Below are 9,160 nucleotides of genomic sequence, written 5' to 3'. Positions count from 1 at the left end.
AACCACAGGACTTTGTTGTTGAACAAGGCTGTGGCTCCAGCTTGCCCTTTCACCACGCCCGGTGGTTATGGGTCCCTGCTCCCGTGCGCAATTGCGCACTAGGCAGGGACGACGGCGGGAGCAGCGGCGCGGCCTCAGCTACGCCGCCTTCGCCTGCACGCTCTCGCAATACTCCGCGAGCCGATCAGCCAGCCGCAGGGTCGCGGGGCGGGCTTCGGGGGCGGCGACGAGGGCGACCTCGGTCCGTTCGATCGGGGCAAAGCCATCTTTCGCCGTCAGCACGCGATGCTCGGCCTGGATCGACATCTCCGAGAGAATGCTCAAGCCAAGGCCTGCGGCGACCGCGGCCTGGATGCCGGCGAGGCTTGAGGACGTGTAGGCCATGTGCCAGTTACGGCCCGCGCTCTCCAGCGCATGGATGGCGTGGGCGCGATAGAGGCAGCCCGAGCCGAAGCCGATCAGCGGCACCGAGCCGGTCCTCGTGTCGCGTGGATGGCTCTTGCTCGTCACCCAATGCACGCGTTCCGGCCACACCGCGATGCCGCCTTTCTCGCTGGCCGCGCGCTTGATCAGCGCGAGGTCGAGATCGCCGCGCTCGAGGTCGCGGTACAGGAACAGGCTCTGGCCGGAGCGCACATCGAGGCGCAAATTCGGATGGCTGCGCGAGAAGGTCGCGAGCAATCTCGTCAGTCGGTAGGCGGCAAAATCCTCGGTGATGCCGATCCGGATCGCGCCTTCGCTGCCGGGGCGCGACACCACGTCACGCGCCTCCTCGGCGAGCGCCAATAGCCGCCGTGCATAGGTCAGCAACTGATCGCCGGCATCCGTCGGGATGACGTCCTTGCCGCTGCGGATCAACAGCGGTTGGCCGACATCCTCCTCCAGGCGCTTGATCTGCTGGCTGACCGTCGATTGCGTGCGGTGGACGCGTTCTCCGGCGCGGGTGAAGCCGCCGGCATCGACCACCGAGACGAAACTGCGCAGCAGCTCCAGGTCGAGCATCACAGCATCCATTCATAAATCCACTGGAAGCCAGTCTATCATTTAATTTCCAAATATCAAGGCGCCGACCTAGATCATGGGCGAAGGAGAATCCGCCATGTCCGCCGCGTCCTCAATTGCCGCCCCCCGCGCCCGCTTCAACACATTGCCGCTGCTGATCGCCCTGTTCTGCCTGCTCTGGAGCTACGCTTTTGTGGCCGGCAAGATCGGCGTCACCGATTGCCCGCCGCTGATCCTGCTCGCGGCGCGATTCTCGCTCGCCGGCGTTTTGATCCTCGGCATCTCCTGGCTGCGCAGCGACAAGTGGGACCTCACCTGGCGTGACGCGGCCGTGTTCGCCGTGATCGGCGTCGCCAACAACGCGCTCTATCTCGGCCTCGGCTACACCGGTCTGAAGACGGTCTCGGCCGGGCTCGGCGCGCTGATCGTCTCAGCGAACCCGGTCTTCACCGCCATGCTGGCGGCCATGTTCCTCGGCGAGAGCATGACCTTGCGTAAGGTGATCGGGCTCGTGCTCGGCATCGTCGGCGTTGCCTTCATCGTCTGGCATCGGATCAAGGTCGGCAGCGACAGTCCGCACGGCATCCTGTTCACGCTGGCCTCGCTCGCCTCGATCGTCGCCGGCACCATCCTGTTCAAGCTGCTGGCGCCGAAGGGCAGCCTATGGATCGGCAACGGCATCCAGAACATCGCCGGTGGGCTCGCGGTGATGCCGTTTGCCTTCACACTCTCCAGCGTCAGCGACATCGTGCCGAGTATGCGGCTCGCCGGCGCCTTCGCCTTCCTCGTGCTCGGCGGCTCGATCCTTGCCTACCTGCTCTGGTTTCATCTCCTGAAGGTGTGCGGCGCGACCGCCGCAAGCGCCTATCACTTCCTGATGCCGCCGCTCGGCATGCTGTTCGCCTATCTCGTGCTCGGTGAGCATGTCGAATTCCGCGACCTGCTCGGCATTGCTCCGGTCGCACTCGGCATCTACCTGGTGACGCGCCCCGCGGCTGCCGCATCACCCAAGGGGAGCGTGGCGTGAGCTTGCCGGGGCCGTAGAGCCCCGGGTTGTCTCCTTGGAACCTTGACGGCATCCGGCTCGTTGTCGCGGCGGCCGGATCCGGGCATGACGCAGCACACGACGACCTCGCAAAAGGACAGTGGCGGGTCCGCCGACACGGCGGCGAAGCGCCAGCCGTTCAGCATCCGTCACGTCCTCAAGGCGCTCGGACCCGGGCTGATTACCGGAGCCGCCGACGACGATCCATCCGGTATCGGCACCTACAGCCAGGCCGGCGCGCAGCTCGGCTACGGCATCGGCTGGACCATGCTGCTGACCTTCCCGCTGATGACCGCGATCCAGGAGATTTCCGCGCGGGTCGGCCGCGTCAGCGGGCACGGCATAGCGGGCAATGTCTGCCGCCATTATCCGGGCTGGCTGCTGGTCATCGTGGTCGCGCTGCTGTTCATTGCCAACACCGTCAACATCGCCGCCGACCTTTCGGCCATGGCGGACGCGACCAGGCTGCTGATCGGCGGCCCGGCGATCCTCTACGTCGTGCTGTTCGGCGTGACCTCGGTGGCCGCGCAGATCTTCATGAATTACCGGCGCTACGTCGCGGTCCTGAAATGGCTGACGCTCAGCCTGTTCGCCTATGTCGCGGCACTGGCCTTTGCCAAGGTGTCGTGGACGCAGGCGCTGGCCGGCGTGCTGCTGCCGCGCGTCACCTGGAGCGCGGACTATTTCACGACCATCGTCGCGATCCTCGGCACCACGATCTCGCCCTACCTGTTCTTCTGGCAGGCTTCGCAGGAGGCTGAGGAGCAGCGGATCGATCCCGATAAGCATCCGCTGATCAAACGGCACTACGGTGCGCGCCGCGAGTTTTGGCGCATCCGCGCCGACACCATCACCGGCATGGCGTTTTCAAACGTGATCGCGCTGTCGATCATCATCACTGCCGCGGCGACGCTGCACGCCGCCGGCAAGACCGATATCCAGACCTCGGCCCAGGCGGCCGAGGCGTTGCGCCCGATCGCAGGACCGTTTGCCGAGGTGATCTTCGCGCTCGGCATCGTCGGCACCGGCCTGCTGGCGATCCCGGTGCTTGCGGGAGCTACGGCCTACGCCGTCAGCGAAGGGCGGCGATGGCCGGTCGGATTGACGCGCAAGCCGAAGGAAGCGATCGCGTTCTATTCGGTGCTGGCGCTGTCGGGCGGCATCGGCGTTGCGCTCAACTTCACCCCGATCGATCCGATCTCAGCATTGTACTGGAGCGCGGTCGTCAACGGCGTGCTCGCCGTGCCGGTGATGGTGCTGCTGATGGTGATGGCCCGCCACAAGGAGGTGATGGGACGCTTCGTCATCGGCGGGTGGCTCTACTGGCTCGGCTGGCTCTCCACGGCTGCGATGGCGCTCAGCGTGATCGCGATGGGGATCGGGCTGCTGATCTAGGTCAGCAGGTGTTATTGCGCCGTCGATCAGAACAGCGAGCTGTCGATCTTGGTCGTCGATTTGATCTTTCGCAGGATGATGGTGGTGCGGTAGCTCGCGATATCGCTGTCCGGATGCATCAGGCGGTCGAGGATGAAGGATTGATAGCGTGCGAGGTCGGAGGACACGACCCGCAGGGAATAGTCCCAATCGCCGGCAATCATGCAGCATTCGACGACTTCCGGAAGGCCGGTCACCTTCTTCTCGAAGCGCGCGAAGGATTCCCTGGTCTGTTGCTTGAGGCGGACCTCGACGATCACGTCGAACCCAAGTCCGACGCGCGCAGCGTCCACCAACGCCACGTAGGACTTGATGACGCCGGTCTCCTCGAGGGTCCGGACGCGTCTCATGCAGGGTGCGGACGAAAGGCCGATCCGTTCGGCAAGCTCAAGATTGGTGATGCGCCCGTCGGCTTGCAGCACGTCGAGGATCTTGCGGTCCATCTCGTCAAGAACGGTCATGATTCCCACTTCTTTCGCGTTTTCGACATTTGACGCAATTGATTGCAGAAGAAGGCGAAAAATGCATCCCAAATCGCAATGTCATTGCTGCCGGACGCGCATAGGATGCTCTGCGAGCGTTTCAACGGCGATATCACGGCAAGGAATCGGCATGACCGGAAATGACGACAAATCCTTTTGGGATCGCGCGCGGCGTCACCTCATTCGCTATGGCGGCACGTTCGCGCCCGTCATCATCGAGCGCGCCTCCGGGTCCTTCGTCTACGACGCCGACGGCCGTGCCATCCTGGATTTCACCTCCGGGCAGATGAGCGCCGTGCTTGGTCACGGTCATCCGGAGATCGTCCGGACTATCAGCGAGCATGCCGAGCGGCTCGACCATCTGTTCAGCGGCATGCTGACGCGCCCGGTGGTCGCGCTCGCCGAACAACTGGCGGAGCTGCTGCCGCCGGGGCTCGATCGCGTCATGCTGCTGAGCACGGGGGCTGAGTCGAACGAGGCGGCAATCAAGATGGCCAAGCTCTTTACCGGCGGCTTCGAGACCGTCGCGTTCGCGCAGTCCTGGCACGGCATGACGTCAGGTGCCGCCGGTGCGACCTACTCCGCCGGCCGCAAGGGCTATGGTCCGGCGCCGGTCGGCTCGCTCGCGATCCCGGCGCCGAATCCCTATCGCCCACGCTTCGGCCATGCCGCCGACTGGCGAGCGGAGCTGGCTTACGCTTTCGATCTGATCGATCGCCAATCGACCGGCTCGCTTGCCTGCATGATTGCCGAGCCGATCCTGAGCTCCGGCGGGCTGATCGATCTGCCGGAGGGCTACCTCGCCGAATTGAAAGAGCTGTGCCGCGCGCGCGGCATGCTGCTGATCGTCGACGAAGCGCAGACGGGGCTTGGCAGAACCGGCGCTATGTTCGCGTTCGAGCGTGACGGCGTTGTGCCCGACATCCTGACCCTCTCGAAGACACTCGGCGCCGGCCTGCCTCTGGCTGCGGTCATCACCTCAGCCGACATCGAAGAGCGCTGTCACGAACGTGGCTTCCTGTTCTATACGACGCATGTGTCGGATCCGATGCCGGCCGCGGTTGGGCTCAAGGTCATCGAGATCATCCTGCGCGACCGGTTGGTCGCGCGCGCCGGGATCGCAGGCGCGCGGCTGAGGGACGGGCTCCTCGCCCTTCAGAACCGGTTCGAATGCATCGGCGACGTGCGCGGCAGGGGACTGATGCAGGGCATCGAGATCGTGCGCGACCGCTTCAGCAAGGAGCCTGACGAAGTGCTCGGGACCCGTGTGTCGCAGCGCTGCATGGAGCTCGGACTGAGCACCAACATCGTGCAGTTGCCCGGCATGGGCAGCGTGTTCCGCATCGCGCCGCCGCTGACGATCAGCGACGACGAGATCGATCTGGGCCTCTCGATCCTCGGCGACGCGTTCGAAAGCGCGTTGCAGCGGTAAAATCAATCCTTCCTGAACACGATCGAGGCCATCCAGCCGGTCATCAGCGCCATCAACGCGGTGACGAGGCCGTAGACCAGGCCGTTCTGCCGCGCGGTGGTGGCGACGAACTGCTCGAAGCCGATCTTGACGATCTCGAACGCGCTCTCGGTCTTGGTGACCAGCGCGCCGTCGGAAAACAGCTTGATCTCGACGTCATAGGTGCCGATCGGCACCTCGGCCGGCAGCGGAATGCCGGTGCGGAACAGGGTCGGCGTCAGGAACGTCACCGCCGAGGTCGCCTCGCGGTACAGGCCGTGCTCGGAACGCAGCCGGACGAAGGCGCTGCGGAACGGATCGTTCGGCACCACGTCGGCAAAGTCGGGCCCGACCCGCTGCACCAGCGTAACGTTGTTGAGCCCGAGCTGCTGCCGCCGCTGCACCTCCGGCGAGGCGATCTGGTCGAACGGGCGATTGGAGAACAGCGCGAGATAGCCGGGGACTTGCAGGAATTGCCGCGAGTCGGTGTTGATCCAGATGCCGAATTTGCGCTCCTTGCGCCGCGTCACCATGTCGGCGCGCGGGCCGGCCACTGTGACGACGAGATCGTAATTGCTGCGATTGGCCGGCGTCTTGTCGTCCTTCTCCACAGAACCGAACAGCACGAGCTCGCCGCCGGAATAGTTCGGCGTCACCGTGACGCGGTGGTTGGAGACCGACACGATCAGCCGCTCGGCAGAAGCGGGCGCCGCCGCCAAGGTGGCGGCGACGAGGCCGATGATCGCAAGCGGCGCGCGCAGCCTCATGGCGGGGCTCCGCCGGTTTCGCGGATGCTGTAGAGGTCCTGCGGCCGGATCACCAGCTCGACGGCAAAGCGGATGCCGACCGCGAGCACCAAGAGGCCGAGCAGCAGGCGCAGATGCTCGCCGCGGATCTTCTGGCCGGCGCGGGCGCCGAACTGCGCGCCGGTGACGCCGCCGATCATCAGGATCAGCGCCAGCACGGCATCGACCAGATGGTTGGTCACCGCGTGCAGCATGGTGGCGAACACCATGGTGACGAGGGTGAGCACCATCGAGGTGCCGATCACGGTCGAGGTCGGCACCCGCAGCACATAGATCATCAGCGGCACCAGGATGAAGCCGCCGCCGATGCCCATCACGGCGCCAATGAAGCCGATCACGAGCCCGACCACGACCACCGGGATGACCGAGAGGTAGATCTTGGAGCGCTTGAAGCGCAGCTTCAGCGGCAGGCCGTGGATCCAGACATGGCTGCCGGGCTTGCGCAGCGCCACCGGGCGTCCACCGCGGGCACGCAACATCGCGCGCAGGCCTTCCCAGAACATCAGCCCGCCGACCGTCGTCAGCAGGATGACGTAGGACAGCGCGATCATCAGGTCGAGCTGGCCGAGCGAGCGCAGGAAGGTGAAGGTCCACACCCCGAGTGCGGTGCCGAGCGTGCCGCCGACCAGCAGCACGGCCGCCAGCAGCGGGTCGATCGCGCGCCGGCGCCAATAGGAGATCGCGCCGGAGAACGACGAGGCTGCGATGTGGCTGGCAACGGAAGCAACCGCGACCGCGGGTGCGATGCCGACAAAGATCAGCAGCGGCGTCATCAGGAAGCCGCCGCCGATCCCGAACATGCCGGAGACGAATCCAACTGCCGCGCCCATCGCCAGGATGAGGAAGACATTGACCGGGATGTCGGCGATCGGGAGGTAGAGCTGCACGCGCGTCGCTTCTTATCGGTTCGCCGCATGCTGGGGCGCAAGGCCGCATCACGGCGTGATGTCGTTCTGGTCGGGCATTCTCCGGCTGAACGAATCCGGTCGGCGCGCAAGATGCAGGCGAACGCGGGTCGATTGCCGCGTTCTTGCATAACCGAAATCGGCGGGAGGAGGGACTAAAGATTCCGCCTCGGGCGGCATTTTTCGCCGCAGGTTGCCGCTCTGATGCGCACGTGGTTGATAATTCAGATTAATGATGCCCGCGTCGGCTCAGGGCTGATCGACCGGCTTGGTGATCAGGTTCAGCGCAAGCGCTTCCTTTTGGCCCAGCCAGCGGATGTCCGAGGTCTGTGACATCGCCTCGACGATCGCGGAGGAGACGCCCATCTTGGTCATGTAGCCGAGCACCATGCCCTGGATGCGTTGCGCCTCGGCGAGGGGATCGCTGACCGGTGCGCTTGTCGTGAAGCGATGCACGCCGAGCCGCGAGCCTGCGACGCCATAGCGGGTCAGGCCGCCGGCATAGACCAGGACGCAGGCGCTGGCGCAGGCCGCGGGGCGGAGCTTGCCCGCGGCATCGGCGGTGGCAACGGCCGCGACAAGCCCATGTGTGCGGATCACCTCGCCCATGATGGCGGCCTGGTTCAGCGCGCCGCCCGGCGACGACAGCAGCACCACGTCGCCTGGCGCGAGACGCGCCTCGCTCAGCCGGTCGCGGAACCAGCTCGCGCTGGCCGAGCCGATCTTGCCGCTGATCGCGAGCGCCCGCCTTCCGTGGCCCGACCCGTCGATGTCGACATCGGAAATCACCGCCGACGTCATGCTCGCGGCGATATAGGTCTCGCGCCAGAAGTCCCAGGCACCCGGCCTCGATAGATCCCGGTAGGCCTGAATGGCGACGCTCGAGAGCAGCAGCACGAAGATGATGATGGACGGGAGCGAGAACCGGAAAATGCGGGTCGGTGATGCCACGTTCGCTTGCGGAGGCGGGGGTGGAGGCGAAGGCCGAGCCTCAGGGCGCGCGGCAAACGGAGATGGAGTCTGGCGCGGCGGCGCGACGCGGGGGCCGGTCGGCGACGAACGGTGGCCCGTTCCATCATCCTGACGATCGTCGACAGACAAGCCTGACCCTCCGGAGCACGTGCGCAATCGGCGCGGGACTGCGCGCCTGTCTACACGGCAGAAGGGCGGAGGTACAGGACAGCGGCGCCGTCAAGGCGCCGCACATATTGTTGTCTTAGTGGGCTGGAGCGGCCAGTGCTGCGGTCCGCTTCGCCGGCTTGACCGACTTCGCCGCTGCGGGCTGCGCAGGGGCACCGTCCCAGCCGCCGGCCGGGGCCGGCACGTTGACCGCGTCGCTCGGCTGCGGCTCGGGGGTAAAGGTTTGGATCGCAAGCTTCGCGGCAGCCAGCGACTGCGGATCGAGCCGCTTGGCGATATCGTCGCGCTTGTGGCCGGCGTCGGCGTCGCCCTGCGCGGCCGCCAGGCTGAACCACTTGAAGGACTCGGCGAGGTTCTGTTCGACGCCGATGCCACGCGCATAGAGGATGCCGAGGTTGACCTGGCTGTCGGCGACGCCGCGATCGCCCGCCTTGCGGAACCACTGCGCGGCACTCCTGTAGTCGGCGCCCTTGCCGCCGCCGTCGGCGTCGAGCACGGCGAGGTTATGCATCGCCTTGGCGTTGCCGCGCTCGGCCGCCTGCACGTAATAGCGCCGCGCCACATCGAAGTCGCGTTTCACGCTGAGGCCCTTCTCGTAGAAGGTGCCGAGCCGGAACATCGCCGGCACCACGCCGGCCTGCGCCGCGCGGCCATACCATTTGGCGGCCTCGTCGACATTGGCGGGCACGCCCTTGCCCTCGGCAAAGCGGACGCCGACCTCATAGGCCGCGGCCGCATCGCCCTTGATCGCGGCGGTGCGCAGCGCCGGTCCGCCGATTGCGTCGGGCAGCTTTTCGCCCGCCGGGATCTGGATCGTGCCGAGCTTGCCGCCGAGCGGCGGCGCGGTCGGAATCGTGCCGGTGATGTCACTGCTGGCGGCGGCCGGTGGCGCCGCG

The 9,160-nt window shown here is 66.1% G+C and carries 9 protein-coding genes; 3 read left to right on the top strand and 6 right to left on the bottom strand.

Annotated elements, in window-relative coordinates; all coding sequences use genetic code 11:
* Positions 1-138: 138 nt before the first annotated feature.
* Positions 139-1,002 (bottom strand): LysR family transcriptional regulator, encoded by an 864-nt coding sequence (locus H8A95_RS39515; RefSeq protein WP_229187967.1) that lies wholly within the window; start codon positions 1,000-1,002, stop codon positions 139-141.
* A 97-nt stretch (positions 1,003-1,099) separates the two neighbouring features.
* On the opposite strand from H8A95_RS39515, the gene H8A95_RS39510 reads away from it, so the two are divergent.
* On the top strand, positions 1,100-2,029 hold the full coding sequence (locus tag H8A95_RS39510; RefSeq protein WP_229187966.1) for a DMT family transporter: 930 nt from the start codon (positions 1,100-1,102) through the stop codon (positions 2,027-2,029).
* An 84-nt stretch (positions 2,030-2,113) separates the two neighbouring features.
* Positions 2,114-3,442 (top strand): NRAMP family divalent metal transporter, encoded by a 1,329-nt coding sequence (locus H8A95_RS39505; protein WP_229187965.1) that lies wholly within the window; start codon positions 2,114-2,116, stop codon positions 3,440-3,442.
* Positions 3,443-3,468: 26 nt separating this feature from the next.
* Here the strand turns inward: H8A95_RS39505 and H8A95_RS39500 are convergent, their stop codons facing one another.
* Positions 3,469-3,942 carry an Lrp/AsnC family transcriptional regulator gene (locus H8A95_RS39500; protein ID WP_229187964.1) on the bottom strand — a complete coding sequence of 158 codons (474 nt, stop codon included), beginning with the start codon at positions 3,940-3,942 and terminating at the stop codon, positions 3,469-3,471.
* A gap of 151 nt (positions 3,943-4,093) precedes the next feature.
* Here H8A95_RS39500 and H8A95_RS39495 point away from each other — a divergent pair, with 151 nt between their 5' ends.
* Complete coding sequence (locus H8A95_RS39495; protein WP_229187963.1) at positions 4,094-5,395, top strand: aspartate aminotransferase family protein; 1,302 nt, start codon at positions 4,094-4,096, stop codon at positions 5,393-5,395.
* A gap of 2 nt (positions 5,396-5,397) precedes the next feature.
* Here H8A95_RS39495 and H8A95_RS39490 read toward each other — a convergent pair whose 3' ends face one another.
* The 4 genes from H8A95_RS39490 to H8A95_RS39475 all read right to left on the bottom strand — a co-directional run.
* Entirely contained in the window at positions 5,398-6,180 is a 783-nt protein-coding gene (locus tag H8A95_RS39490) for a TIGR02186 family protein (RefSeq protein WP_229187962.1), read from the bottom strand.
* Positions 6,177-7,106: a sulfite exporter TauE/SafE family protein gene (locus tag H8A95_RS39485; protein WP_229187961.1), complete on the bottom strand. Its 930-nt coding sequence runs from the start codon at positions 7,104-7,106 to the stop codon at positions 6,177-6,179. The genes H8A95_RS39490 and H8A95_RS39485 overlap by 4 nt, the downstream gene beginning before the upstream one ends.
* Positions 7,107-7,373: 267 nt before the next feature.
* Positions 7,374-8,225, bottom strand: a complete 852-nt coding sequence (locus H8A95_RS39480) for a COG3904 family protein (RefSeq protein ID WP_229187960.1) — start codon at positions 8,223-8,225, stop codon at positions 7,374-7,376.
* A gap of 115 nt (positions 8,226-8,340) precedes the next feature.
* Positions 8,341-9,160, bottom strand: an 820-nt coding sequence (locus H8A95_RS39475) for a tetratricopeptide repeat protein (protein ID WP_229187959.1), incomplete at its 5' end; no start/stop codon positions are given.

Source organism: Bradyrhizobium oropedii (genome assembly GCF_020889685.1).
In the GTDB taxonomy this organism is placed as follows: Bacteria; Pseudomonadota; Alphaproteobacteria; order Rhizobiales; family Xanthobacteraceae; genus Bradyrhizobium; species Bradyrhizobium oropedii.
This window is presented reverse-complemented; position numbering and strand designations above follow the sequence as displayed.

What these genes read in the sequence shown, in the direction of transcription:
- H8A95_RS39515 (WP_229187967.1), bottom strand. Translation starts at nt 1,002, where the DNA reads ATGCTCGACCTGGAGCTGCTGCGCAGTTTCGTCTCGGTGGTCGATGCC.
- H8A95_RS39510 (WP_229187966.1), top strand. Translation starts at nt 1,100, where the DNA reads ATGTCCGCCGCGTCCTCAATTGCCGCCCCCCGCGCCCGCTTCAACACA.
- H8A95_RS39505 (WP_229187965.1), top strand. Translation starts at nt 2,114, where the DNA reads ATGACGCAGCACACGACGACCTCGCAAAAGGACAGTGGCGGGTCCGCC.
- H8A95_RS39500 (WP_229187964.1), bottom strand. Translation starts at nt 3,942, where the DNA reads ATGACCGTTCTTGACGAGATGGACCGCAAGATCCTCGACGTGCTGCAA.
- H8A95_RS39495 (WP_229187963.1), top strand. Translation starts at nt 4,094, where the DNA reads ATGACCGGAAATGACGACAAATCCTTTTGGGATCGCGCGCGGCGTCAC.
- H8A95_RS39490 (WP_229187962.1), bottom strand. Translation starts at nt 6,180, where the DNA reads ATGAGGCTGCGCGCGCCGCTTGCGATCATCGGCCTCGTCGCCGCCACC.